Raw genomic sequence first — 24,452 nt, forward strand, 5'->3', positions numbered from 1 at the left:
GCTACTGGTCCCCCTTCGGGTTGGTGATGGTGAGCACGTTGGTGACCGGCGCCAGGACGGTGGCCGTCATGGCCTCCACCTCCGCGCGGCGTTCGGTCTCCCGGCGGATCAGGGCGGCCTGGAGGCCGTCCAGGAACGTCGGGTCCTGGAGCAGGGCGGACGGGTCCGGGACGTGTCCGCCGGACATGTCCGGTCGCTGTCCGGGCAGGTCAAGGCCGTCCGCCATGCCGGGCCGGACATGGGTCCCGGACGTGTCCGGGACGCGTCCGTGTTCGGTGTCCGGCTCGTCCAGGACAGCCGCGGCGCTGGCGGCCAGGGCGAGGTTGCCGCGCTCCACGACGGAGGCGAGCAGCGGGGAGGAGTGGCCGGGTACGGGCACGGACAGCACCGCGCGGAGCTGCCAGCGGCCGTCGCCGCCCTTCTTCATGTGGTAGCTGGGCTGGCACCCCATGAACACGGTGCGGTCCCAGTCGCTGAGCCACGGCGCGGCGGCACCGGAGAACCACATGCCGCGCTCGTTCATGCCCACGGTGACGATGCCGGCGACGGTCCTTGAGTCATCGAACTGGCATGCCACGTCGTTGCACTCGGCCCCGTCCCGGCTGTGGGGGGCGTTCATCGTGAAGGCGCCGGCCTTGACCATCTCCCCGTTGTCGAGACGGAACCGGGCCCGCAGGAAGTGGGTGGTGTCGATGTCGCCGAGGCTGTCGATGGTCAGCTTCCGGTTGGCGAACCCGGCGTGCGGCTCCCCAGCCTGGGCCACCCACCCGTAGATCCGGCCGTCCGCGTAGTGCACCCCGCCGGATCCCGGGGGCAGTTCCTCCGCGGTGGGCTCCGAGAACCAGGCGGCAGGCATCGGGGGCAGGTCGCGCATGGCCGTCCAGGCCGAGGCCACCAGCTCCGTGAGGGCGGCGTCCTCGCCGTCAACCACGGCGGCCGAGGCGGTCGCCTCCACGCTCGGGCCCTCCGGGATGGTGGAGGCGCCCACGTACAGGCCGGCCGCCAGGCGCACCAGTTGGCCATCCTTCGACGCGGCGCGCAGGTGCTTGCGTGCCGTGTCCACGGTGATCCCGAGGGCCTGGGCGATCTCCCCCGCCCCGACAGGGCCGGGGCAGGCCCGTACGTACTTGATGACGCGCTGGCGGGTCTCCCCCGGCGCAGCAGCGGCGGTGAGGGAAGCCGACAGCGCGGCGGCGGCCTCCTCGTCCACCTCGGGCGGGTCCAGCACGATGCGCGCCTGGTCGAAGGCGGGCATGGCCACGAGGGTGGCGCCGCGCAGCCGGGCCTTGGTGATGCGGATGACGAAGTCGCCGGCCTCCTCGCTGTGGAGGACCACGCCGTCCTCCGTGTCCGGGTCGCCAGCCGCCGCCGTCAGCTTGGGCAGGCGCGTCCCGTCGAACACGGCCAGGGCGGCAGCGGACAGTGTTCCGCCCGGGCCGGTGATGAGCTGGGCGCGGTTCTGGCGGCGCAGCAGGGTCGCTCCGGCTGCGGTCACCTCCACGTCGGTGGCGGCGTTGATGACCCACCCGCCGTCTTCCAGGCGCATCACGGAGGCGTACGGCAGGGACGCGGCGAGCACCAGGCCGTCCTCCCCCTCCGTCAGCGTCCTGTCCACGAACTCGACGTCCACGCTGTCCAGGTCGACGGAGACGCCCAGGGGCGCGGGCGGGTCCTGCTCCAGGAGGGTCACGACCTCATAGCCGGCGCGCTGGGTGAGGTAGAGGGGGCCGCGGCCGGTGATGCGGGCGTTGTCCCGGCCGGACTCCTCGATGGCCCCCGCCAGTTCCGCGCCCTCGTGGCCCATGCCCATCTCGTCCGCGTACTGGAGGGGCCAGGGGCCGGTCTCCCAGTAGATGGCGCCGGACGCGAAGATCCGGCCGTCGCCGGTCTCGGAGTTCTCGAATGCCAGGGCCGTGCCGTCCGGGGTGGTCCAGGTGCGAATCGGCAGCGCAGCCGCCTGCGCCTCGTCGGTGGGGTTGTCCATGGGGGGCTCCTCCTCGGGGCCGAGTGGGATGTCCGTGGCCTCGCCGGCGAACGCGACGCGGACGTGGGTGAAGGTGAGCGGGCCCAGGCGGTCGACCATGGCCTCAAGCGGCCAGGTGTCGGTGTCGTACGCCCCGGTGACGTGGGGGACCCAGGGCGAGTGCTGGTGTGGGGTGTCGGGGCGCTCGTGGGTGTCCTCCAGGGCGTCCACGGCGATGTTGCGCGCCTCATGGAGGGTGGCTGCCTCCTCGTCGGCGTCGCGGTCATCGCCCACCGCGTACACCCAGGCAGGGTCATCACTGGCGGGGTTCCAGTGGTTGACGCCGAACGCCACCGCGGGGATGGGGCCGGGCAGTTGGGCGGCGCGGGAGCGTACGCCTGCGATCAGCTCGTTGCGCTGGTCCTCGGTCCAGCCGTCCGCTTCGCCGAGGAACCACAGGGTGCAGTGCAGCTCCTCCGCCGGCTCCCCGTCGTCGAGGGCCAGGCGCTCGATGTCGGCGGCGCTGGGGACGAGGGCGATCATGGCGCCGGTGTGCTCGGTCGCCGCCGCGGTGCGTGCCTGCCGTGCATGTGAAAGCGGCCTCGCCGAAGCCACCTGCCTTTCCAAGGTGGTCAGGTGCTCGCTGAGGTTGTCCAGGCCGAGTGCACGGGCCACGTCCGCCGGGCTCTGGTAGGGCACGAGACGCTGGGCGTACCGCAGGAGCGCGGTAGCGGAGGCGCTGCGGTCCGGGGCGTGCTGAAGGCGCAGGATGCACCGGCAGTTGCACACCTGGGCAGGCGGGGCGCTGGGGTCGCCGGGATGCTGCATGTCGACGCCTCCCACCTCGAACGTGTCGTCGAGCAGGCGCACGAACCCGTCCACGTCGTGGTGGTCATCCCGCACCCGGCTGTCGCGGCGGGTCTGCCACTGCTTGACGATCGGCCGGTCCGGGCCGGTGAGGGCCTGGGCGGCGGCCAGGGTGGCCGTGTTCCACGCGCGGGCGGCCTCGGTGGTGGAGATCAGGGATTCCCGGCCCTGCCCGAGCTGCGCCCCCTCGCGGGCGAACACGGCCAGCAGGCGGGCGCGCAGCGCGTCCAGGTCCTCCCCGGAGTCGACGCCGGCGGCGAGCTCGCGCACGGCCGCCTCCGCGAGGCGGTCGCCCACGGCGCGCAGCAGGTGCTCCGTGCTCGTGACGTACTGACCGATGCCGTTGGGGAGGTCTTCGCCGCGGTCGTGGCGGCCGGGCAGGTCGTCCCACCCGTCCGGCAGCTCCGCGTCCACCTGGGCGGCGGCCTGCTGGGCGGCCTGCTCGGTGACGCCGAGGAGGCGGCGCACCAGGCGCGGCACCCGCTGGCGGAACATCTGGCCGATACGGGAGACGGAGAACCGGGCGGCCACCAGCTCCGTGGCGTCCTGCACCTCCTGGGCGAACTCCTCGGCCACCTCCTCCAGTACGGCCCGTACCTCCGCGGCTACGTCCTCCTCGGCGGCGGCCAGGGCCTCCTCCAGTTCATCCATGGCGGGCCACCTCCTTGGACGGCGCGGGGGCCAGGTCGGTGAACGGAACATCGGTCAGGGCGGCGCGCTCGCGCTCGCGCCAGGCCAGCAGCTCCTCCCACAGCTCGATGTCCGGGCACTTGGCGCACCAGCCGTGCACCTGGTGGGCAATGAGGCTGTGCCCGGGCGGCGCCTTCACCTCCAGCGGGCGGCCGTTGGGCGCGGCCTCGGCCGGCTCGGTCGGCGTCTCGGTTGAGGGTGTGTCAGCCACGGTCGGAGTCCTCCAGCGTGGGGTGGGGGGTTGCGTCGCAGGCGGTGCAGTGGGCCCACCCGCCGGCCTTGCGCTGCTCGCCGCTGTCGACGAACACGCGGACGGTGACGACGGTCAGGGCCTCCTGGCCGCAGGCGGGGCACAGGTGGTCGTGGGTGGCTTGCAGGTCCACCGTGTTGGGGTTGCTCTTGGAAGCGGCCAGGGCGGCCTGCTCGGCCTCATGGCGGCGGTTCTCGCGGGTCCGCCAGGCCACCAGCTCCTCGCCCACGCCCTCCTGGATGACGGGGTTGCAGTCCGCGCACCAGCCGAACGCGCGGTGAGCGGCGGCGCTGTGTCCCCACGGGGCCGTGGGCTGCTGGGGCGGCAGCGGGCCGTCCGGCTTACACATCGCGGGGCGCTCCTTCCTCGAGGGCCGGTGTGTTGGGGCACGGCTCCACCCGGCTGATGTAGACGGAGGTGAGCGGGCCCAGGGAGCGGGAGCCGCCGGGGCCGTCCATGCGGATGTCCGCCACGCCGTCCAGGCGGGTCATGCGCGTGATGGTGAGGCCCTGGCACTCATGGCACAGGTCCAGGCGCTCGATGTGCTTGGGGCAGCGGTCAGCCGACACGGGACACCTCCGGGGGGTCGCAGGTCTCGCACCAGGCCCAGTAACCGACCGTTGCCACGCCGTCCCGGGTGAGCAGGACGATCTCCCCGGCCAGCAGGGTGTACGCCTTGCAGGTGGAGCACCATTCGGCGCTCACGTTGGCCGCCGACGCGGTGACTTCCACGTCGGCGGGGCGCGGCTCTACCGGCCGGCGGGGGGTCATGCCGCCAGCCCCAGGCAGGAGTTGCGCAGCAGGCGCACGGTCTCCTCGAAGGAGTGCTTCATGCGGGCCGCGATGAGGGCGCGGGCGTAGTGGTCCAGGGTGTCGATCAGGCATTCCGCCTCGAACCCGTACCGCTGGGCCATCTCCGGGACGCGGTCCCAGGCCCCGACGAGGAGGTGCCACTGGTCGACCTGCTCGTCCGAGACGGGGAAGTGGGTGTGCAGCTCCCCGGGCGGGATCTCCCGGGACCGGCCCCGCTCCGACCTCGGGCAGGCGGGCTTGACGCGGATCTTCTCGCCCACCATGCACATGGCGTTGTGGATCACGCCGTCGATGGCGGCCAGGACCGTCTGGGCGTGCAGCGCGGTCACGTCCACCGCGGCGGCGGCCAGGACAACGTCCGGGCCTTCCTCGGCCGGGGTGTCGGTGGGCTGCTCGGGCTCGGCGTTGCTCTCGTCCACCGGCAGCTCCGGGTCCTGCGGGCTGTCGTTGCCCTTGCGGCGGGCGCGTTCCTCCTCGGTGGGGGCGTCCGAGTCGGTGAACCCGGTCTCCCGGCGCAGCGCAGCATCCGAGATGGCCCCGGCCTCATGAACCTTGAGCGCGGTCTCCGCGCGGTTGGTGCGCACGCGCAGGGGGCTGGTGTCGGCCCACACCAGGCACTCCAGGGCGTCCGGGACGCGCTCGGCCTCCAGGAGCGGCTGGAGGTACTGGGACGTGAGGGCGTCGGTGACGGTGCCCAGCTTGGGCTCCACGCCGAGGGTGATCGCCTCGTCCTTGAGTGCCCACTGGCCCCAGTGATTGATGTCGCCCTGGCCCAGCAGGATCTCCGCCGGGACCTCCAGGCCGTTGGCGAAGCGGGTGATGGCCTCCTCCCGCAACTGGATCGCCAGGGAGTCAAAGTCGGACTCGAACGTGAGGCGCTTGATGTTGGGGATCTGATCGGCCGGGACTTCCAGGATGATCGGCACCGTGGCGGCCGCACTGTCGGGTTCCTTGTAGGCGGTCTCGGCGACCGTCATCAGGACCTCGATCAGGTCGTCTTCCTCGTCCTCCTGGCCGGGGGTGGTGGGGAACTTGGTGCCCTGCGGCACGAGCACGATGCCCCGGCCGGTGAGGCGGCTGCGGGCGATGGCGGCCACCGCGGCGTTAAGCAGCTTGAGTTCTTCCAGCAGGACGAGGCTGGAGCGGACGGCGCTGTCGGCCTCCATCGCGCGGCGGGGGTGGGACTCCCACACCCGGATGGCCACCGGGTCCTCGGAGTCCAGCGGGGTGTCATCCTCCGCGCCGGGGACGGCCACCTCCTCCCCGTCGATCTCGGCGACCAACTTGGTGCCCTGGGGCTTGACCTCCATCGTGGACAGCACGCGCCAGTCCATGACCGACTCGTCGCCGGGCTTAGGCCGCACGATGATCCAGGCCTCCCCGGGCACGACCAGGTGGGGGCCGAAGGAGCGCAGCAACTGGGCCTGTCCGCTGGAGCCGCCGGCGATCTGGGCGACCAGCTCGGTGGCCCGGTGCGTGGCCGGCAGGGGGACGACGTTGCCGTCCTCGTCCCGGCGGCCGGCGAACAGCTTGGCCCGGCTCATGGCGTTGGAGTACCAGCGGGCCGCGAACCGGACCTCTGGGGTCTCGTCGTAGAACAGCCAGGCCCGCTCCTGCCAGCTGCCGTCGACGGGCTTGGTGCGCAGCTTGCGGGCGGTGTAGCGGGCGGCGGAGGCGGTGAGTTCACCGCGGCGTGGCCGAGCGGGGGCGGTCATCCGAGCCGGCCCAGGGTGTCGTCCAGGCGGTTGAGCAGCACGGCCAGGCCAGCGACGGCCAGCCACTCCAGGCCGTGGATGAGCAGGGGCGCCTGGTGCCAGGTGCCGGTGACGAGGAGGTACGTGGCCAGGAGGGCGCCGGACACCCACCAGCCCATGCAGTACACGCAGGAGATGAGCGTCACCACGGCGGAGCGGACGGCGGAGGTCTGGCGGCGCTCGTGCCAGGCGATGATCCGGTCTCGGGCGGGGTCAAGGATCGTGTCGTGGACGGCGAGCTGGGTGCCGCGGTATCCGGCCAGCCCGAGCAGGGCGAGGGTGGTCAGTGGGATCAAGGTCGCCCCCAGGCGGAACGTGTGCTTCCGGTTTCGGTCGGCGGAGCATGATAGGCCACCGCGCCAACTGCCCCTGTGGGCGTGAACGCGCAGGTCAGCGCCCGGAGTTCGATCACAGGCGGCTGGTAGCGTGGCCACCGTTCCGAGCGGGGACAGGCGGGCGCCGGCGGAAGTGCCGATGCAGTGCCCGGGCGGCGCAGGGGTACACGCCCTGCCCACCGGCGCCCCTCCTCGCGCCCCGGGCACTCCCCTCAATCCCCTGCCGTCCCTGCGCGCCCGCTTCTACCGTGGGGGTATGTCCGGTAATGGCGAGATAGGGCACAACGTCCTGACGGCCCGTCTGGAGGCCCTGGAGGGGCCGCCGCTGACCCTGGTGGAGCGGCCCGCCGAGGACGGCGGCCTGGACCTGCTGATCTACGACGAGCACGGCGCCCTGGTGGACGTGTCCTATGTCCCGGCGGAGCTGTTGGACGTGGCCGCCTGAGACGAGATGGCCGGGGCGCCGGGACCTTCCCGCGCCAACGGGCCTGCAAGGTGGCAGCGCCCCGGCCTGGTTGGAGCCCTAAGGAGCAGGGCGCCCGGCGTCACCGGACCAGAAGCGGTGAACGCGGGGAGCAGGACGCTAGTGGGCCGTACAGGGGGTGCGCCAGCCCAGTTGGGACGCGGCTGCATCAACGCTGGTGGCCGGGCGTCTTGGACTATGCCCCCTTGGTGTGGGGCAGGCCCTGGGTCGTCGGGCGGCCGTAGCGCGAGGCGGCCCTGGACGGCCGGCTCTCCCGCTGTCCGCCGGGGGCGTGCAGCTTGGTGGCGGCCAGGTGGTCCGCGTACAGGCTCATGGCGACCGCGTCGCCGCGGTCCGGGGAGCGGCCGAGGCGCGCGGTCACGTCGTCCTTGGGCTCCACCTTGATCTTGGGTGGCACGCCGGTGGTGATGTCCCATGTCGGTGTGGTCAGGTCGGCCACCAGGAGGTCGTCCGGGGGTAGAGCGAGCTCGGCGCCGAACGCGGGATCGAGCAGCTCCCGCAGCTTCCAGTAGGCGGCGCTGCGGGTGTTGAAGAACCCCCACTCCCGGTCTCGGGTGCGCAGCTTGGACTTGGCGGCGCCGGTGTAGGCCAGGACGGGTGCGCCGAGTTCGCGGAGGCGGTCCACGACGCCGCCGCCCACGCCGATGCTGTCGACGACCGCGGCGGCGCCTTCCTCCTCGCCCAGGGATGCCTGGACGCGGGCGGTGGTCTGCATGGTGTCCTCGCGGTCGTGGGTCTCCAGCTCGGCGACGAGCAGGCCGCGGCGGTGGCACAGGACGGTGGAGTCCCCACCGGAGCGCGCAACGTCCACGCCCAGGACGCGGCGGCCGGGGACGTCGGGACGGCCGGCTTGGTCCCACACGTGCCAGCGCTCGATGGCGGCCTCCACCCAGGCGAGCGGGATGACGCTGTCCTCATCGCTGGCGTGGAACTCCCCCAGGACGCGGTTGGCGTACATGGCGGAGTCCGCGCCCCACTGGCGGGCGCGCTGGGCTGCCCAGTCCGGGCTGATGCGGCCAGCGGCCACGGCCTCCTCCAGGGTGACGTGGCGGGTGTGCCAGTCCTCCAGGCCGGGGGCGTGCTTGTGGATCTCGTAGAACCGTCCGGCAGGTGGGCCGGGCGTACTGATGGCGAGGGCGAAGGCCTCCGGGAGGCCGTCCATGCGGCCACCGGAGAACGCGCCTTCAATGGCGTCCCAGGTGCCATCCGGGACGACCTTGGCCTCGTCGATCAGGTAGAACAGGCTGTCGGCGTGGGCGCCCTCGATCAGCTCCGGCTTGTTGGACGCCACCGGGGAGGCCGCGCCGTGGACCAGCTTGAGGTTGAGGCGCAGCAGCTCCGTCAACTCGCTGAAGGGTTCCCGGCCCAGGACGTCCCAGCGGATGCGGCGGGCCCATTTGTGGATCTCGGGCCACAGGTACACCGTCAGGTGGCGCCACGCGGAGGCGGTGGTGAGGACCTTCCAGTCGTAGCCGGCGGCCTCCCGGGTGGTGGCGAACCACAGCACCCCCAGGGAGGCAACGCCCGTCTTGCCGAGACCGTGGGGGCCTCGGGCGGCCACGCGCCGGTGCTTGGCGAGGGCGCCCAGGATGTCGTCCTGGTAGAACGTCAGGCCGCCGTCCTCGCCCCAGTCGATGACCTCCCTAGCCCAGGCAGACGGCCGGTACAGGTACCGCTCCGCGGCCTGCATACGCCGCTCCAGCCGCGCCAGGTGCGGCCGCCAGGAGGCCGGTGCCTTGCGGGCCAGCTCCATGCGCTGGCCGCGGCTCAGGCGCCGGTAGGCGGCCTCCGCCTCAGGCGTCAGCACCTGCCGCCCCCAGCTCCTCATCATCGCCCTCGGGCGTCGTCCGGATGATCGCCAGCAGGTCGTCCGCGGTGATCTGCCCGGTGACGTCCAGGTCCAGCTTGTCCGGCTCGGCCAGACCCCACAGCTTCACGACGCGGTCCACCAGCCGGGCCGCCGTCTCGACCGCCTTCAAGTCGCCCTTGAGGGCCTTGGGCCACACCGCGGCCAGCAGCCGCTGGTAACGCATGGCCTGCAACTCGCGCAGCTGCTGCGCCTTGTCCTTGAGGTTGGTCAGGTTCGCGGACAGGGCGCGGTCCACGTCGGTGTGTGCCGCGCCCCTGCTCGCGTAGCCGAGCCGGTCGGCGATCGTGTCGTAGTCCACCCCGGCCAGCACCATGGCAATGGCCTTGGAACGCCGCTCCGCGACCTGGGCGCGCTTGGCCTTGCTCGCGCTCACTGGGGCCCCTCCGTTCGCATATCCCTATTGGTTCGCATGACCGAACGCTCAGCCGGACATGAGCCGGTGCAGCTCCTCCCGCGCCTGGGCATCGCCCAGGAAGATCCCGGCATAGGCGGCGGTGACCATCACGGACCCGGGCTTGCGCGCGCCTCGGTGGGCCAGGCAGCCGTGTTCGGACCGGATGACACAGGCCGCGCCCACGGGGGCCAGGTGCTCCTCCAGGGCCTCCACCACCTGGCGGGTGAGGTCTTCCTGGGTCTGGAGGCGACGGGCGTACACGTCCAGCACCCTGGGGAGCTTGGACAGTCCGGCCACGGGGTCCCCGACCGCCGGCTGATACGCGATATCGGCGTGGCCGTGGAACGGGAGCAGGTGGTGGGCGCACAGGGACGTAAAGGGGACGCCGGTCACGATGATGGGCGTGCCCGCGTGCTGGGCCGGGAACGTCCGCGCCAGGTGCTGGGCAGCGTCCTCCTGGTAGCCGGCGGTGAACTCGTTGAGGGCGCGCAGCACGCGGTCCGGGGTGTCCACCAGGTCCGGTGCCTCCGGGTCCAGGCCGCGGCCCTCCAGCCAGGCCCGTACGCCAGCCTTGAGCGCGACGGCGGCCGGGAGCGGGTCCCCCGGGTAGGCGGAGGCGGGCAGCTGGATGGTGCGCCCCTTGCGGGGGGTGAGAGCGCCCTGGGCGACGTTGAGGCCCTGCGGCTGGTCGGTGGTGGTCATGGGCTCATCGGCCTTTCTCGTCGCCCCACGCGTGCACGTGCAGGCGGGTGCTCAGGTTGAATCCGGCGGCGATGGCCGGGTCTGCGAGGTCGCCCAGGCGGGCGGTGATCGTGGCGGTGTCGGTGCCCTCGGGCATCACCCACACCAGGCGGGGCGGGATGCCGTGGGCGGCCGTGAACGCCTGCACCTCGCGGACGTCCCAGTCGTTGCGGCAGACGAACTTGAAGCAGGCTTTGCGGGTCTCCAGCAGGGCGTACAGGGCGCCCGGGCGGATCCGCTTGTCTGCCGGGTCGCCGGCGTGGGGGAGCTTGGGTGAGACGTTGAAGCGGGTGACCCAGCGGGCGGTGTGCTCGTCGGGTTCCTGGGTGCCGTTGGTCTCCACCTCGATCTCCACCCCGGCGGAGATGAGCAGGACCAGCAGGGAGCGCCACCCGTCCTGGCGCTGGTGGAGCAGGGGTTCCCCGCCGGTGATGACGACCATGCCGGGGTCGCCCTGCATGGCGCGTTCCATGATGTCGGCGACGGTGCGGCGGGTGAGGGTCTGGCGGAGGTCGAACCGTCCGGCGTCCCAGGTCTCGGGGGTGTCGCACCACCGGCATGTGAGGTTGCAGCCGCCGAGGCGGATGAACGCGCAGCGCCGACCGGTTGACGGCCCCTCACCCTGCACGGTCGGGCCGAACACCTCGCGGACGACCAGGGTGTCGGTGGCGTCCACGGTGAGGCCGGTCATGCGGTGGCCCCGGCCGGGCAGGGCGCTTCCCAGGTGGCGCCGTTCACGTGGGTCTCCGTGACGTGGACGCGGGAGACGTAGGCGCCGGGCGCATGCACGAGGTCGGTCAGGATGGATTGGGCGACGAGGGCGAGCATGTCGGCCGTGGCTTCCACGGTGGGCCACCCGGCCACCTCGTACACCTTGGAGCCGTGGGCGCGCAGGATGGGCAGGAGGGCGTCCTGGGCGCCGAGCATGGCGCCGTGGTCTAGGTACTGGTCCACCCAGGCGCGGAACTCCTTCTTGAGGGCGCCGAACTCCACGACCAGGCCGCCGCGGGACAGCTCGGGTGCGGCCACGGTGACCTCCGCCCACCAGGAGTGGCCGTGCAGAGACTGGCACTTGCCGGGCAGGTGCGGCAGCCGGTGGGCCGTCTCGAAGTTGTGGCGGACGGTGACGAGGTGGGTCATGACTGGTGCTCCTGGGGGGCGGTGCGGGCGACGGTGTAGCGGGTGGTGCCGGTGTCGTGGCCGATCTGGTCGCGGACGCCGATCACGTCCAGGTGGACGGCGCGCAGCCGGTAGGTGCCGCCCCAGCGCTCCCATACGGGGTCCACGTAGCCGTCGAGGTGGGCGAACAGGCGGTCGGCGATGTCCTCGTTGGTGGCGTCCTTGAACACGGCCCGGGTCAGCTCGTGGATGCGGCGCTCCAGGGCTGCGTTGGTCTCGGCGAAGCTGGGGTAGCCGTGGCGGCCCACGGTGTCGTAGACGACCGTGACGGCCCCGGTGTGGGAGTGGGCGCGCAGGTTCATGGCCCGGTTGACGTTGGTGAAGAACACGGCGATGGGGCCGACCGTGACGGTGCGGGCGAGGGGGAACGGGTCGTAGGGGTCCGGTGCGGCGAGGCGGCGCCGCTCGCATGCCTCTTCTTCCTCCGTGGTGGCGTGCAGGGTCTCGCAGGTGGGTGGGGTGCCGGGTGTGGTCATCGGGTGGTCTCCAGGTGGGCCCGGGCCCGTACGCCGTTGCTGGCCCGGTAGATGTTGGTGGTGGTGGACTCCGCCAGGTACAGGTGGAGGCCGGGGGTGGCCGTGCCGCCGTGGCGGGTGATCGGGTTGCGGGGGCTCGGCGGCATGGGGATGGGGCCGTGCCGGGCGCGCAGGTATGCCTCCGCGCGGCGCCAGGCGACGGCGGCGGTGACGGTGGCCTCGGTGCGGTCGTAGGTGCCGTGGGAGGCGTACACGCGGGGGTCGGTGTGGTGGGCGCGCAGCAGGTCCCGGTACTGGAGGACCTTCTGCTTGTCCCGCATCAGGAAGTTGATCCACTGGCCGCGGTGGTGGTCGAACAGCTTGACGACGCCGAACCGGTACGGCTGGGTCCAGGTGGAGGAGTCCACGCTGTAGAACGGCAGGCGGCGCACCACGTCCCACACGGTCATGCCGAAGCCGTGGAACACGGCGCGGTCGCCGGCGATGCGGAACGCCTTGTCGAGCCAGGGCAGCAGCTCATCGAGCGGGTTGCCGAGGAGCTTGCCGAGGGCGATGTACGTATATCCCTCGTCGATGTACCGCTCCAGGTAGCTCCACGGCTCCCCCGTGTGGAAGACGGGGATCGGGGTCAGGTCGTGCTGGGTCTCCAGCGCGCGCTGGTTGCGCCAGGTGGCCTCTGGGGCGCCGATGACGTCCAGGTTGGCGTACAGGCTCAGGTGCTGGTCCCAGCGGTGGCACCAGGCCGCGTAACCCTCCAGGGTCAGGGAGATGCCCAGGGTGCGCGCGGAGTGAGCCCCGGAGTCCCCGAAGACCATGGCCGGGCCCTGGTGGACGCTCTCCAGCAGCGGCCCGAAGTTGTGGCCGCGGAAGTACGCGTAGGAGCACAGCACCTTGAAGGGCTGGCGGTCGCTCTTGGTGGTGGTCATGCGGCCGCCTGGGTGCGCGCTGTCTCGATCTCGCCGAGCAGGCCGAGGAGCTTGGCGGCGTCGTCCTGGCCCGGGTGGGCGTCGAGCGCGGCGCGCCAGCGGTCGAACGTGGCGTGACTGACGCGCATGCTGATGACGGGCATGAACGTCTCCGGGGTGGCCTCCTCGTCCGGGTCGCCGTCCAGGCCGGGCCCGTCGCCGCTGCTCGTGGCGGCGGGGCGCGGGTCGCCCTTGAGGTCGTCCTGCGGGAGCGCGACCAGCTCGGTGATGTCGGCGACGTCCTGGTCGCTGTAGCCGGTGCCCTCCACGTCGCCGAGGGTGCCGAGCAGCTCCGCCAGTTCGGCGAAGTCGTACGTGCCCAGGTCAGCGGTCCGGTTGTCACTCAGGTTGACCCGCAGGGCCGTCTGGTCGTCGCACTGGACGACGTCACAGCGTGCGGTGGGCACGTAGTGGGGGCTGTTGCGGCAGACGCCGCATGCCTTGACGCGGCAGTCGCCGGGGCCGTGCTCGAACAGGGCTTGCCGGGTGTGGTTGCCGGCGAGGACGACCAGGGCGCCGTCCGGCTGCTCGCGGACCACCAGGCCGCGGTACTGCCCGTTCTTGCGCAGGCTGGCCAGGATCGCGGGCACGTCGCCGCGCTTGGCGTTGCCCGGGAAGGGCGTGAGCCGGTCCACGGGGATGTTGTCGGTACGCAGGTAAGAGGCGGAGGTCACTTGGGGGAGTCCTCTCGTCGTGGGCGGGTGATTTCAAGGAGCCAGGCGAGGCGGGCGCCGTCGTCGGCGGAGCGGGGGCAGGAGGCGGTGGCGGCGTAGAACTCATCCCGGACCGCCGGGGGGATGCGCAGGCGGAGCACGGGCCACAGGCCGCTGCCCTGCTCGGCGACGTCGTCGGGGGTGGTGGTCCCGGCCGGGACGGAGGCCCGGGCCGGCTGGTCGCTGTAGTCCTCGCGGGGGGCGTAGGCGTCGGCCAGTTCCTCCAGGGACGGGGGCGGGGCCAGCAGGCGCTCCACGTCCGCGTCGCTGTAGCCGGTGCCGTCCAGGTCCGGCAGGTAGGACAGCAGCTCGACCAGGCCGTCCAGGTCCCATGAGCCCTTTTCGGCGGCCCGGTTGTCCACGAGGTTGATGCGCCTCGCGGTCTCCTCGTCGCACTCCACGACCTCCACCCGGGCCTGGAGCTCCCAGCGGTCGCCGTTGCACAGGGCGCAGGAGGCGCCCGGGCGGGCGAACGTCGGGATGGACGCGGGGCAGGGGCCACGGCCGTGCGCGCGCAGGGCGGCCAGGGTGTGGTTGCCGGCGAGCACCACCAGTTGGCCGTCCGGGAGTTGCCGGGCGATCAGGGAGCGGTACTGCCCGCTGGTGCGCAGGCTCTCCAGGATCAGGCGCACGTCGCCGCGGCGGGCGTTGCCGGGGTAGGGGGTCAACTCCCCTAGCGGCACGTCCTGGGTGCGCACGTACGTCGCCTGTGACATGGGCTTATCCCCCTGCTCGGTGTCCTGGGCGACGGAGAAGGATAAGCGGAAGCGCAAGTTCCGTTACCGGGCCCGGTTGTGGGCCCGGCCGGTCAGTTGCGGCGGGCGGTGCGGCGGGCGTCCTGCTCGGCCTGCCAGGCCCGGAAGGTGCGCCCGTTCATCCGCCGGCGGAACTGGGGGATGTTGTTGGACGGGATGCCCACGGGGGCCGGGCCGAGGACGGCCAGGAGGTCGCTGGAGTCCTGGGAGTGCCAGCCGTCCGCGCGGATGGCGGCCTCGTCCGGGTACACGTCGGCGACGCGGTCGACGGCGGGGTCCAGGAGGTGGTCCTCCCGGCCGCCGTAGCTGTACACCCAGCGGAAGTTGCGGGGCGGGTTGGGCGCGACCATGCGTTTTACCCGGGCGACTTCCTTGGTGTACGCGTAGAAGTTGACGCCGGGCCGGAAGATCATGATGCGGAGCCAGGCGGCCAGGTAGTGGTCACTGAAGAAGTCGCCGGCGTCGTGGATGCGCACCCACCCGCCCTGGTGGCGGGGGTGGGCGAGCTCGGCGGCCATCTGGCGTTGCCAGCCGGGCAGGTCGTCCAGGACGTACTGGAGGTTCCGCTGGTGACGGTCGACGACGCCGGGGAACAGGTAGGTCCCCTGGCGCGCGTAACAGGCCAGGGCGCAGACCCCGGCCGCAGGACAGGTCTTGACGGTGCGTCCGTCATACAGCCGGGTGGCGAGCGCCGGGAGGGTCCAGTTCCAGATGCCCTCCTCGCGTAGCTCGCTGTTCTGGGTCAGCAGGCGCTCAGGGCGGCGCAGGCGGCGCCGCACGGGCGGGGCGACCTCCTGGGTGGGGCTCACGACTGCGGGGCGCCTGCGGCGAGCAGCAGGGCCTTGGTGGTGACCACGCCGTCGTGGGCGTGGCGGGAGTCCAGGACGGCCACGAGGGTGCGCAGGGCGCGCAGCACGATGACGGCGGCGTCCTCGCCGGGGAACACCTCGCGGGCAGCGACGACCAGGCGCGCGGCCTCGTCGCGGTCGGCCGCCGGATAGGTCAGCAGCATGGACCGGGTGCCGTCCGGCAGGGGCGGGGCCACGGTGCCCGGGGCCGGGCCCTCCGGGATGGTGTCGCCGCTGGCCGCGGGCGCGCTCGAGGCGGCCGGCTGCGCCGGTGCGGTGTTCCCGGCCGGGGCCGACTCGGCCGGCTGCTCGGGCTCCTCCGGCTCCTCCTCATAGGCCTCCTCGATGGCGGCCACGAGGTCGGCCAGGTCCTGGTCGGTGTAGCCGGTGCCGGCGAGGTCGCCGTCCAGCCCGGCGATCAGGTCGGCCAGGGCCTCCTCATCCCACCCGCCGGTCTGGGCTGCCTTGTTGTCCACGAGGTTGATGCGGGTGGCGGTCGGGTCGTCACAGGTGACGATCTCGCAGCGCGCGACGGGCGCCCACTCCTCGCCTGCGCACAGGGCGCAGGGCAGCTCCTCGCCGTCCACGGTGGTGGTCATGCCGCAGGGGCCGGGGCCGTGGGCCAGCAGGGCCTGGAGGGTGTGGTTCCCGGCGAGGACCACCAGGCCGTCGCCGGTGTCGCGCACGATGAGGCTGCGGAACTGGCCGGTGCGCACGAGGCTTTGCAGGATGACGGCCGGGTCGCCGCGGCGGGCGTTGCCCGGGAACGGACGGAGGTCGCCGAGGGGGACGTCGGCGGTGCGTTCGTAGGTGGCCTGGCTCATGGGCGTTATCCCTGCTCGGGGGCTGCTTGGGCAGCGGAGCAGGGTACGCCGGGCGGCGAGGTGGGCCCTGGGGACGACGAGGGCCCGCCCTGGCCGGGGGCGGCCGGGACGGGCCCGAAGGGGGCGAGGCGGGTCAGGTGGTGGGCTTGGGCGCGTAGTCACGGCAGCCGCAGCGGGCGGGGGCGCTGGAGGCCGGGCAGCCGTTTCCGGTGTTGGGGTGCTTGCGGTGGCCGCAGTTCCGGCAGGGGTGCTCCGGGGCGTACGACTCGTACGTGCGCCCTGCCCCGTCGACGTCCGGCTCGTGCCCCTCGTCGTCGTCCTCGTCCAGGCCCAGCAGCTCCGCGACGGTGTCCGTGTCCAGCTCGGTGACGCCCTTGGAGCGGGCCCGCTCCACCATGTCGGCGACGAGGGCCCAGCGGCGGGCCCGCTCGACTTCGTGCGGGTCGGGGGTGTGTTCGGCGACGTGGGCGGTCACCCAGGGCTCCCACTCGTCGCGGCGGTCCATGGCTACGTGCAGGGGGCCGGTGGTGGTGAGGATCGTCACCAGCAGCACCTGGCCGTCGTGGTACTTGATGCGCAGGCCGGTCGGCTGATGCGTCTCTACGCCGAACCCGGGTGAGTGCGACTCGGTGGTCGGCAGGTCCGGGATGGCGAGTTCCAGAACCTCCGTGCGGGTGCGGCGGGCGACGGTGGCGGCCGGGGTGGGCGGGGTGCTGGTCATGGTGTCCTCTCGTGTCCCGGACGTGTCCGGGGCGGGTGTCCCGGGCACGGGGCGGGCGTGTCCGCCCTGTGTCCGGTGGTGGGTTGTCCGTGCAGGTCAGGCGCTGTCCGGCGTGTCCGGCCGAGGGTGTCCGGCGGTGTCCGCCCGGGTGACCAGACGGCGGGCGGTGGACATACACGCCTTGCAGCTCGGCGTGCGGCCGTCGTCGATGGGCTCGAAGTGCTGGAGGTCCCGGGCGCGGCTCGGCGTCCAGCACAGGACGGCGTGGGCGTCCCGGCGGAGTCGTCCGGCGTGGAGGTCGTCCAGGAGATAGATGTGGTCGCCGCCCTGGGTGTAGCCGTCCAGGTGGCGGTGGCTGGTGTAGTTGTGGCGGACGTCCACGCGGACGCCGTACGCGTCCCGCAGAACGGCCACCAGGTGCTCCCACTCCTCGACCTGGCGGCGGCGCTCCGCGGCCCGGGCCTGGCGGCGCTCCTCCTCCTCGGCTTCGTGCTGGGCGCGGCGGGCGGTGGCGAGCGGCGGCGGGGGCGGCGTGGGCTCCTCCAGGGCGGCCAGGTACAGGAGGTACCGGTCCGGCCAGGAGACGGCGGTGGGGTCGCCGTACGGGCGGCCCAGGATCTCCGCGGCCCATTCCGCGTTGGGGATCGGGTGGCTCAACACCCATCCCTTGACGAACGGGCCAGCCTCGCGGCGTGCGCGCTCCCTCAGGGCGGCGAGCTGGACGGCGGTGAGGGCGGTGGCGGAGGGCATGGCGTCCGGTCCTTTCGGGGGCGGGCCGGGCGCATATCGGGTGCGCCCGGCCCGGGTGGTGGGTCAGCTGTCGGCGGCCTCGGGGGCGGCCTGCTCGGTGTCCTCGACGTGGGTGCAGCGCAGGCCGCGGACTTCCTCCCACCCGTACTTGTCGGTCCAGGAGTAGTTGGTGGTGACGGCCACGGTCTTGGGGTTGGCGCGGGCCACGGTGCGCCACTGGCCGCGGATCTTGACCAGGTCGTCGCGGTGGACGTTGTCGCGGCTGTACTGGCCGAACCGGCCCTCTGCCTTGGCCTGTGCCAGCAGCTCCTGGTCGCCCTTGATGCGCTCCAGCAGGACGGCGCGGTCACCCTCGTACTGCTCGCGCACCAGGCTGGGGCCGGGGGCGAGGCGGGCCAGGTGGCGGTCAATGCCGCGCACCTCGGCCTCCATGCGGTCCACCCGGCGCTTGACGACGTCCGGGCGTTCCGTGCGGGCCTCGGCGGCGCGGGAGGCGGCGATGCGCTCGGGCATGGCCTCCGCCTGGCGGGCCGTCTGGGCGCCGCGGATGGCGGTGTCGATGGAACGGTTAAGGAGGTTGCGGTGGGCCTGGCCGCGGCGGCCGGGCAGGACCGGCTGGCCCATCGGGATGTGCTCCACCATCGCGTTCGAGCGGGCGTGCAGGGCGGCGGACTCGGCGGTCAGGCGCTCGCCCTTGGCAGCCAGGCCAGCGCGGCGCTCCTCCAGGCGCTCGTGCTTGTCTGCCCGCACGGTGGCGTTGTCCCGGACGTCGTCCTCCAGGGTCACCTCCACCTCGTGGCCGGCGGCGCGCAGGGCCTCGGCGGCGGCGTTGATGGCCAGGCGGCGGGGGGCCTGGTCGCGGCTGCCGCGGATGCCCCACTGCTTGATGGACGGGAACCAGCGGAACCCGTGGCTCTTGAGGATCGGGCCGGTGCCGTCGCCGCGCTCGGTGCCGTCCACCAGCGTGCCGTCCGCGTGGGTGTGGGTGATCTCGATCATGTGGGGTTGCTCCCTGCGTGCGTGATGGGTGGTGGTCAGGGCCGGGCGCATATCGGGTGCGCCCGGCCGGGGCGGTGGTGTCAGGCGGTGGCGTACGGGCACGGGGTCCCGCAGCCCCACGAGCAGGTGTGGGCCGGGCGCTGGATGGCGCCGGTGCGCAGCCGGGCCGAGCGGTACGCGTTCATGAGGTCGTAGGTGGAGCCGGTGTAGCGGCGCCAGAACACCTCGTCGCGGGTGGAGCCGGTGGCGGTGCGGCGTGCGCCGCTGTCGGTGTGGTGGTCGGCCAGCAGCAGCGCGGCGACGCGCCGTTCGGCGAAGTTGAGGCCCGGGCCGGTGACGTAGCCGCGTAGCACGAGCGCGTCGAGACGGGCCAGGATCTGCGCGGTGCGCTGCTCGTCGGCGAGGGGGGCAAGGGCGGCGGGGGTGGTGCTCACGGGCGGTGGCTCCTCGGCTGCATCGTGGGGGTGGGGGTGGTCGCCGGGGGCCGCATATCGGGTGCGGCCCCCGGCTGGTGGTCGGTCAGGTGTTGACGCGGCGGGCGTAGTTGAAGCGGCGGGAGGTGCCGTTGTCGAACCACACCGTCCGGCCGGTCATGCCCTCGATCACGTCCGTGATGGTCAGGCCGTTGATCTCGCGGCCCACGTGCAGGTTGCCGGTCACGGTGAGGTCGCCCTCAACGGTGGTGTGCTGCTGCTCCACGGTGGTGCTCCTTCCTGGTCGGGCTCCGTGCCCTTCCAACACCCCACACTTTACACAACATGACTTGGCCAACACAAGTTGGCCAACATGCGGGAGTGTCGCCAGTCGGGGGTGCCCGGACATGTCCGCGGACACGCCCGGACACCGTCCGGCCTGCGGTTACAGGTACAGGTCCGCCACCAGGGCGGTGGCGTTGTCCGGCCGCGCGGTGACGGTCAGGGCGGTGGCCACGGCGTCGTTGACGACCCTGCGGGCGGCCTCGGCGGGCGTGCCGTACAGCAGGTCACCGAGGAGGTGCCCGGCGTCCTCGTGGGGCTCATACGCCCCGTCGCAGGCCAGCAGCAGGCGCCCGCGCTCGGCGTGGACGCTGCGGGCCTCCACGGCCGGGTGGTTCACCTCGTTCTTGACCTGCTCGTCGGTGTCGGCGGCACCGAGGCAGCTGGTGACCTTGTGGCGGCTGCCGCCGTCGTGCACGTCGCACGGCGGGTACACGCGGCGCAGGTTGTGGTCCTCGGTCAGGCGCTCCAGGGCGCCGCGGCGCAGCCAGTAGGCGCGGGCGTCGCCTGCGTTGGCCACGGTGAGCGGCAGGCCGGGGGCCTCCACGACCACCACGGCGCAGGCCTTGGGGCCGAATCCCCACGGGCCCTGGCGGTCGCTCTCGCGGGCGTACCGCTCGTACTCGAAGCGCAGGCCGGCCTCCGCGTCGTGCAGGCGGGCGGCGGTGCGGGCCAGGCGGCGGGCGGCGGCGCGGGTCCAGTCGCGCACGTGCGGCTTGTCTCCGATGCCGTCCAGCAGGGCGTAAGCGCGTACGCCGTTGACGGTGGCCACGGCGGTGGCGTCGCACTGGAAGTCACGGCCGCCGGTCTTCTGGTGGGTGGCGTAGTTGCGCATTGGGTGCTGCTCCGTTCGCGGTGGTGTGGGTGGGGCCGGGGGCCGGGTGCATATCGGGTGCACCCGGCCCGGCGGGGGGTGGGTCAGGCGGCGACCTTGCCGCCGCGGGCGAGGTGGTCGCCGTGCAGCTGCACGAGGAGGGCCAGGAGGGCGTAGCGGGTGGTGGCGTCGGCCTCGCTGGTCAGCTGGTGCTCGGCCAGGGCGATGCGGGTGCGCAGCTCGGCGTCCTCGCGGCCGCCGCCGGGCAGCGGCTCCGGGCTGTAGGTGCGGCGGGTGACGGGGGCGGTGACGTAGGCGAACACGGCCTCGGAGATACCGGCCTCCGGGTGGTCGGCGGCGTGGGCCACGGCCATGAGCAGGGGCAGGTTGCCCTCCGCCGGGGTGCAGTTGGTGACGGTGATGCCGTCCATGACCAGGGGCTCGGCAGTCTCGAATCCCTCGGCGGCGGTGTGCAGGTGGCCGATGAACACCAGCAGCTCGGCGCGGTGGGGGTGGCCCTCCAGGCGGGTGCGCAGGATCTCGGCGAGGTCGCGGGCGCGGGCGGCGCACTGGCGGTACGCGTAGGGGGCGGCAGTGCGGGCGGCGGTGGCGGTGGTGGCGTTCATGACGGGGCTCCCTCCTGGGGGGCGGTGTTGCCCTCCCAACACCCCAGACATTACCCAACACGAGTTGGGCAAGTCAAGTTGGCCAACGTGTCGCGTGTCGCATCCTGGCAGGTCAGGAGGTGCGGACACGCCAACGGCCGGGCGCTCATCGGGTGCGCCCGGCCGTTGAGGGGTGCGGCGGTCAGGCCGCGGCGGCCCACACGGGGCCGTGGTCCACACAGTGGCTGTCGAAGCAGTAGAGGAAGGGGCACGCGCGGTTGCGGCGGGGGGCGGGCAGGACCGGGTCCAGGGCCTCGTCCCGGCCGGCGGGCAGCTCCGCCACGGCGCGGCGGCGGGCCTGCACCACCAGGGAGATGGCCTGCGTGAGCACGGGGGCGGAGGTCTCCCCGGCCGGGCAGAAGTCGTCCGCCTGGGGGTCGTACCACTCCGCGTGGATGGAGGTGGCCATGTGGCCCAGGGGGAGGATCGCGCCGAGGAGGGCGCCGCTGGAGTCGCGCACCTCCCACCCCTGGACGGGGTCGGTGCCGTTCATGTCGTCGCCGATCCACTTCCAGGCGGCCACCTGGGCGGAGGTCATGGCCACGAGCATGACGGTGGCCTCCGTGAAGGTGAGGGCGGCGCCGTCGCGGCCGGTGAACAGGTCCAGGGTGCGGGCGGTGAGGGTGCTGCGGGCCATGGCGGGGGTCCTCTCGGGTGGGTGGTGCAGGGCCGGGCGCATATCGGGTGCGCCCGGCTCGGGCGGTGGGGGTGGTCAGGCGGGGGTGATCTCGTCCGCGGTGAACTCCGCGGGCACGTCGTGCGGGTCGCAGAACAGGACCACTCCGTAGCCGCTGGTGGAGTCCGGCAGGGCCTGGATGATTCCCAGCGTCCCGGCGGGGGAGTCGATCTCCTCGCTCCCCCAGTCGCCGGCGCTGTAGGCCTCGGTGTCGGTGAGGTCGACGAGGGTGCGGATCTTCTGGCCGGTGGTGAACATGGTCTGTCTCCCTTCCCGGTCGGGCCCCGTGCCTTCCCGGTGCTTCACACCTTATCCAACCCGACTTGGACAATGCAAGTTGGTTAACAGGTCGTGTGTCGCATCCGGGCAGGTGAGGAGCCTCGGCGGGCCCGGCGGCGATGGCTGCCAGGGCCTGGAGCTGGTAGCCCATGCCGCCGAGGCCGGCCAGCGGGGTGGAGGCGTGCGGCCACACGGTGCGGGCTGCCGCGGTGTAGGCGGCGCCGCCCAGGGCGACCACCTCGCGCGCCCCGTCCAGGCCCAGGGCCCGGGCCTGGACGGCGAGCCGGGCCGGGGTGACGCTGCCCGGCTGGCCCATGCGCAGCTCGTACGGCTCCAGCACCTGCTCCAGGGGCACCAGGCCGTGCAGGGCGCTGAGCACCACCACGGTGCCGCCCTGGGCGGTCAGGGCGTCCGCAGCGCGGCGGCAGGCCCGGTGATACCCGCCCACGTACAGCTCCCCCGCCGGGGCCGGGCGGTCCAGCTTGGCGCCTCCGCAGGGGATGACCACCACGCGGGCGGGTGCTTCCTCGAGGGCCGCCGCCGCGGCGGCCTGCTCGGCGGAGTACGCGAGGTGCCGGGCCAGGCTCCAGGTGCACCAGGCCGGGGCCTCGGGGAACGGTCGGCCGGCGGCCCGGGCGACCTTGAAGCGGCGGGAGTGCTCGCGGTGGTTGAGGTGGGTGCCCGCGTCCACGCGCATGTGGCCCAGGGGGGTGCGCACGTCCTGGTGCCAGCGGTACGGCCTCCAGCGGACGCAGGTGGTGCCCACGCTCACGATCCGGCCGCCGTGGGGGTGGCGGGTGCGGGCGCCCGGGGTGAACTCGGGCAGGTACTCCACGTGCATGCCGGGCTCCACCCGGCCGGGGCCGGCGACCAGGCCGGGGACGGCGCCCCACAGCTCCGCGTCGGCGGCCTGCGCGGCCTGCTGCGGGCCGTCGACGGCGGCCGGGGCCTGCGCCTCGGTCGGGGCCTGCTCGGCGGCGTGCGCGGCGGCACGCTGGCGCAGCAGGGCCACGATCTCCGCGTCCAGCAGGTGGTCCTGTGCCTCCTGGTCGGTGGGTGCCCACCCGGCAGGGGCCTTGCGGCCGAGGCGGTGGGTGATGTCCTGGACGCGGGCCCAGGCCTCCCAGCAGCGGTCTTCCAGGGCCTCCGCGGCGTGGCGCTCCGCCAGGTCGGCGTAGAACCGCTCCCGCTCGGCCTCGCGCTGGGCCTGCTCGGCGGCGAACTTGGCGGCGCGGCGCCGGTGCTCCTGGCCGCCCTGGAGCGGGGGCAGGGGCAGGCGCTCCTTCTTGCGGGGGCGCTCCACGGGGGTGGGCTTGAAGTGGTCCCACAGGGCCAGGGCGCGGCGGCCGTCCGGGGTGGCCAGGATCGGGCGGCGGCCGTTCTCGTCGGCGTCGCCGTGGAGGAGGTACCCGGCGGCCTCCAGCGGGACGAGGCGACCGGCCGCAACCGGGGTGCCGTCCAGGCCCGGGCGGGCGACCAGGCGCGGGGTGCCGTCCTCGTCGCGGACGAGGTGGCCGTCAACGGCGGCCCGGACGGCGGCGGCGTGCTTGGTGGACCAGCCGAGGGCGTTGGCGGCCTGTTCGGCGCGCCAGTCCATGGCGGGGGCGGCGGGCGCCTGCGGGGCCTCGGCGGCAGGGGCGGGGGCCTCGGTCGCTTCGGTCGCTGCGGGGGCCTGCTCGGCGGCCTCGGCCGGCTGCTCGTCGGCGGCCTGGGCGGCTGAGGCGGGCAGCTCCCTCACGCGCTGGGCGGCACCGTTGTGGATGCTGGTCTGCGGGTTGTCGCCGACGTAGCGCACGCTCACCTTGAAGGGGTAGGGGCCGTTCGCGGTGCGCTCCTCGATCTGGTCGGCGTGCTCGGCCACCAGGCGCTCGGCGGCCCGGTTGTACAGGGTGACGTAGGTGAAGCGGCGCTCTTCGCGCTCGTAGTGGCCGGCCACGGTGAAGTCGCCGCCCCTGCCCTGCTTGAGGCCCAGGCGGCGCAGCTCGCGGGCGATGGCCACGGTGGGGGTGCGGGGGGTGGGGTTCATGGCCACTGTGCGCTCCTTCGGTCGGTGGTCCGGGCCTCTTGCCCGTCCCAACACCCCGAACATTAACCAACCCTTGTTGCCCAAGTCAAGTTGGGCAACAAGGGTTGGCGCAGGTGGGAGGCAGGTTCACCCCTGCGGGTCACTCGGGGGCGAGGGGGCGGCGGGGGGCGCCAGGGGGGTGGTGTCCAGGTCGACCAGCACGTCGTCCCGGCCCTCGTAGCGGATGCGGTAGTCCTCCAGCAGGGCGGGCAGGTCTTGCAGGTCGAACACGGAGTCGCAGGTGAGCAGGTCGCCGGTGGCGACGTCGCGGGCGGCGATGCCGTACAGGGCGGGTGCGGCCATGGCGGTGGTTCCTTCCGTGGGGGGCCGGGCGCCTATCGGGTGCGCCCGGCCCGGGCGGTGGGGGTGGTGGTCAGCTGTCGCTCTGGGCGACGGCGGTCAGGCTGGCGACGGCCAGGGCGGCGCCTGCTCCCTCGCGCCAGGCGACGGCCTCGGGGCTGTCCCAGCGGGTGGCGTACTCCTGCGGGACGGGCACGCCGCGCCAGGTGGCCGGGGCCGGGATGCCGGGCTCCTCGGCGTCCATGGCGGCGGTGGCGATGTGCTCGGCGATCTCGGCCACGTCCATGCCCACGCCGTGCTCAATGCCGGGGCCGCGCAGGGCCCATCCGTAGCCGCTGCCGAGGAACGTCACCTCCCAGCGGATTCCGCCGTGGTCCACGATGCGGGTCACGCGGGTGTTCGGCTTGACGGGGCCCAGGGTGATGCCGGCGGCCTCCAGCTCCTGGGTGAGGGCGTCCAGGTGAACCTGGGGGGTGTGGCGGGGCAGGATCGACATGGGGTGTGCTC

General features: G+C 73.3%; 30 protein-coding genes and 1 pseudogene. 1 reads left to right on the plus strand and 30 read right to left on the minus strand.

Features of this window, described 5'->3' with window-relative positions:
• Nucleotide 1: 1 nt before the first annotated feature.
• The 7 genes from AC2XR2_RS17985 to AC2XR2_RS18015 are packed head-to-tail and all read right to left on the minus strand — an operon-like array spanning nucleotide 2 to nucleotide 6,633.
• Nucleotides 2–3,481 (minus strand): phage minor head protein, encoded by a 3,480-nt coding sequence (locus tag AC2XR2_RS17985; RefSeq protein ID WP_491515598.1) that lies wholly within the window; start codon nucleotides 3,479–3,481, stop codon nucleotides 2–4.
• Complete coding sequence (locus AC2XR2_RS17990) at nucleotides 3,474–3,731, minus strand: hypothetical protein (protein WP_491515599.1); 258 nt, start codon at nucleotides 3,729–3,731, stop codon at nucleotides 3,474–3,476. The genes AC2XR2_RS17985 and AC2XR2_RS17990 overlap by 8 nt, the downstream gene beginning before the upstream one ends.
• Complete coding sequence (locus AC2XR2_RS17995) at nucleotides 3,724–4,119, minus strand: hypothetical protein (RefSeq protein ID WP_491515600.1); 396 nt, start codon at nucleotides 4,117–4,119, stop codon at nucleotides 3,724–3,726. The genes AC2XR2_RS17990 and AC2XR2_RS17995 overlap by 8 nt, the downstream gene beginning before the upstream one ends.
• The gene (locus AC2XR2_RS18000; RefSeq protein ID WP_491515601.1) at nucleotides 4,112–4,339 is read right to left on the minus strand and encodes a hypothetical protein; all 228 of its coding nucleotides are present in this window, start codon (nucleotides 4,337–4,339) and stop codon (nucleotides 4,112–4,114) included. Before AC2XR2_RS18000 ends, AC2XR2_RS17995 begins: the two co-directional genes overlap by 8 nt.
• Nucleotides 4,329–4,541, minus strand: a complete 213-nt coding sequence (locus AC2XR2_RS18005; RefSeq protein WP_491515602.1) for a hypothetical protein — start codon at nucleotides 4,539–4,541, stop codon at nucleotides 4,329–4,331. Before AC2XR2_RS18005 ends, AC2XR2_RS18000 begins: the two co-directional genes overlap by 11 nt.
• Nucleotides 4,538–6,298 carry a hypothetical protein gene (locus tag AC2XR2_RS18010; RefSeq protein WP_491515603.1) on the minus strand — a complete coding sequence of 587 codons (1,761 nt, stop codon included), beginning with the start codon at nucleotides 6,296–6,298 and terminating at the stop codon, nucleotides 4,538–4,540. Before AC2XR2_RS18010 ends, AC2XR2_RS18005 begins: the two co-directional genes overlap by 4 nt.
• A complete protein-coding gene (locus AC2XR2_RS18015; protein ID WP_491515604.1) occupies nucleotides 6,295–6,633 on the minus strand; it encodes a DUF1360 domain-containing protein in 339 nt (112 codons plus the stop codon). Before AC2XR2_RS18015 ends, AC2XR2_RS18010 begins: the two co-directional genes overlap by 4 nt.
• Nucleotides 6,634–6,928: 295 nt before the next feature.
• Here AC2XR2_RS18015 and AC2XR2_RS18020 point away from each other — a divergent pair, with 295 nt between their 5' ends.
• Nucleotides 6,929–7,117 (plus strand): hypothetical protein, encoded by a 189-nt coding sequence (locus AC2XR2_RS18020; protein ID WP_491515605.1) that lies wholly within the window; start codon nucleotides 6,929–6,931, stop codon nucleotides 7,115–7,117.
• 214 nt (nucleotides 7,118–7,331) lie between these two features.
• Here the strand turns inward: AC2XR2_RS18020 and AC2XR2_RS18025 are convergent, their stop codons facing one another.
• From AC2XR2_RS18025 to AC2XR2_RS18135, 23 genes and pseudogenes are all read right to left on the minus strand, one after another.
• On the minus strand, nucleotides 7,332–8,963 hold the full coding sequence (locus AC2XR2_RS18025) for a hypothetical protein (protein ID WP_491515606.1): 1,632 nt from the start codon (nucleotides 8,961–8,963) through the stop codon (nucleotides 7,332–7,334).
• A complete protein-coding gene (locus AC2XR2_RS18030; protein ID WP_491515607.1) occupies nucleotides 8,950–9,399 on the minus strand; it encodes a hypothetical protein in 450 nt (149 codons plus the stop codon). Before AC2XR2_RS18030 ends, AC2XR2_RS18025 begins: the two co-directional genes overlap by 14 nt.
• 48 nt (nucleotides 9,400–9,447) lie before the next feature.
• Nucleotides 9,448–10,122, minus strand: a complete 675-nt coding sequence (gene folE / locus AC2XR2_RS18035; RefSeq protein WP_491515608.1) for a GTP cyclohydrolase I — start codon at nucleotides 10,120–10,122, stop codon at nucleotides 9,448–9,450.
• Between the two features lie 4 nt (nucleotides 10,123–10,126).
• Nucleotides 10,127–10,852 carry a 7-carboxy-7-deazaguanine synthase QueE gene (locus AC2XR2_RS18040; RefSeq protein ID WP_491515609.1) on the minus strand — a complete coding sequence of 242 codons (726 nt, stop codon included), beginning with the start codon at nucleotides 10,850–10,852 and terminating at the stop codon, nucleotides 10,127–10,129.
• Entirely contained in the window at nucleotides 10,849–11,301 is a 453-nt protein-coding gene (locus AC2XR2_RS18045) for a 6-pyruvoyl trahydropterin synthase family protein (protein WP_491515610.1), read from the minus strand. The genes AC2XR2_RS18040 and AC2XR2_RS18045 overlap by 4 nt, the downstream gene beginning before the upstream one ends.
• Nucleotides 11,298–11,816 carry a hypothetical protein gene (locus AC2XR2_RS18050; protein ID WP_491515611.1) on the minus strand — a complete coding sequence of 173 codons (519 nt, stop codon included), beginning with the start codon at nucleotides 11,814–11,816 and terminating at the stop codon, nucleotides 11,298–11,300. The genes AC2XR2_RS18045 and AC2XR2_RS18050 overlap by 4 nt, the downstream gene beginning before the upstream one ends.
• Nucleotides 11,813–12,742: a hypothetical protein gene (locus AC2XR2_RS18055; RefSeq protein ID WP_491515612.1), complete on the minus strand. Its 930-nt coding sequence runs from the start codon at nucleotides 12,740–12,742 to the stop codon at nucleotides 11,813–11,815. The genes AC2XR2_RS18050 and AC2XR2_RS18055 overlap by 4 nt, the downstream gene beginning before the upstream one ends.
• Nucleotides 12,739–13,455 (minus strand): hypothetical protein, encoded by a 717-nt coding sequence (locus AC2XR2_RS18060; protein WP_491515613.1) that lies wholly within the window; start codon nucleotides 13,453–13,455, stop codon nucleotides 12,739–12,741. Before AC2XR2_RS18060 ends, AC2XR2_RS18055 begins: the two co-directional genes overlap by 4 nt.
• Complete coding sequence (locus tag AC2XR2_RS18065) at nucleotides 13,452–14,210, minus strand: hypothetical protein (protein ID WP_491515614.1); 759 nt, start codon at nucleotides 14,208–14,210, stop codon at nucleotides 13,452–13,454. The genes AC2XR2_RS18060 and AC2XR2_RS18065 overlap by 4 nt, the downstream gene beginning before the upstream one ends.
• Nucleotides 14,211–14,302: 92 nt before the next feature.
• Nucleotides 14,303–15,058, minus strand: a complete 756-nt coding sequence (locus tag AC2XR2_RS18070) for a GP88 family protein (protein WP_491515615.1) — start codon at nucleotides 15,056–15,058, stop codon at nucleotides 14,303–14,305.
• Nucleotides 15,055–15,921: a hypothetical protein gene (locus AC2XR2_RS18075; RefSeq protein WP_491515616.1), complete on the minus strand. Its 867-nt coding sequence runs from the start codon at nucleotides 15,919–15,921 to the stop codon at nucleotides 15,055–15,057. Before AC2XR2_RS18075 ends, AC2XR2_RS18070 begins: the two co-directional genes overlap by 4 nt.
• A gap of 133 nt (nucleotides 15,922–16,054) precedes the next feature.
• A complete protein-coding gene (locus AC2XR2_RS18080) occupies nucleotides 16,055–16,642 on the minus strand; it encodes a hypothetical protein (RefSeq protein WP_491515617.1) in 588 nt (195 codons plus the stop codon).
• A gap of 96 nt (nucleotides 16,643–16,738) precedes the next feature.
• Nucleotides 16,739–17,392 (minus strand): hypothetical protein, encoded by a 654-nt coding sequence (locus tag AC2XR2_RS18085; protein ID WP_491515618.1) that lies wholly within the window; start codon nucleotides 17,390–17,392, stop codon nucleotides 16,739–16,741.
• A 63-nt stretch (nucleotides 17,393–17,455) separates the two neighbouring features.
• Nucleotides 17,456–18,391, minus strand: coding sequence for a DUF3560 domain-containing protein (locus AC2XR2_RS18090; RefSeq protein WP_491515619.1), 936 nt, complete (start codon nucleotides 18,389–18,391; stop codon nucleotides 17,456–17,458).
• 80 nt (nucleotides 18,392–18,471) lie between these two features.
• On the minus strand, nucleotides 18,472–18,825 hold the full coding sequence (locus AC2XR2_RS18095) for a hypothetical protein (RefSeq protein WP_491515620.1): 354 nt from the start codon (nucleotides 18,823–18,825) through the stop codon (nucleotides 18,472–18,474).
• Between the two features lie 85 nt (nucleotides 18,826–18,910).
• Complete coding sequence (locus AC2XR2_RS18100) at nucleotides 18,911–19,090, minus strand: hypothetical protein (protein WP_491515621.1); 180 nt, start codon at nucleotides 19,088–19,090, stop codon at nucleotides 18,911–18,913.
• Between the two features lie 159 nt (nucleotides 19,091–19,249).
• A complete protein-coding gene (locus AC2XR2_RS18105) occupies nucleotides 19,250–19,981 on the minus strand; it encodes a PP2C family serine/threonine-protein phosphatase (protein ID WP_491515622.1) in 732 nt (243 codons plus the stop codon).
• Between the two features lie 83 nt (nucleotides 19,982–20,064).
• Nucleotides 20,065–20,586, minus strand: coding sequence for a hypothetical protein (locus tag AC2XR2_RS18110; RefSeq protein WP_491515623.1), 522 nt, complete (start codon nucleotides 20,584–20,586; stop codon nucleotides 20,065–20,067).
• Nucleotides 20,587–20,767: 181 nt separating this feature from the next.
• Nucleotides 20,768–21,262, minus strand: coding sequence for a hypothetical protein (locus AC2XR2_RS18115; protein ID WP_491515624.1), 495 nt, complete (start codon nucleotides 21,260–21,262; stop codon nucleotides 20,768–20,770).
• A gap of 75 nt (nucleotides 21,263–21,337) precedes the next feature.
• Nucleotides 21,338–21,559 carry a hypothetical protein gene (locus tag AC2XR2_RS18120; protein WP_491515625.1) on the minus strand — a complete coding sequence of 74 codons (222 nt, stop codon included), beginning with the start codon at nucleotides 21,557–21,559 and terminating at the stop codon, nucleotides 21,338–21,340.
• A 205-nt stretch (nucleotides 21,560–21,764) separates the two neighbouring features.
• Nucleotides 21,765–23,669: pseudogene (locus tag AC2XR2_RS18125) on the minus strand (DUF6884 domain-containing protein); the annotation flags it as partial.
• 63 nt (nucleotides 23,670–23,732) lie between these two features.
• On the minus strand, nucleotides 23,733–23,948 hold the full coding sequence (locus tag AC2XR2_RS18130; RefSeq protein WP_491515626.1) for a hypothetical protein: 216 nt from the start codon (nucleotides 23,946–23,948) through the stop codon (nucleotides 23,733–23,735).
• A 70-nt stretch (nucleotides 23,949–24,018) separates the two neighbouring features.
• On the minus strand, nucleotides 24,019–24,441 hold the full coding sequence (locus AC2XR2_RS18135) for a hypothetical protein (RefSeq protein WP_491515627.1): 423 nt from the start codon (nucleotides 24,439–24,441) through the stop codon (nucleotides 24,019–24,021).
• Nucleotides 24,442–24,452: the final 11 nt, after the last annotated feature.

The sequence above is a fragment of the Streptomyces sp. LS-MS-L19 genome (genome assembly GCF_058382285.1).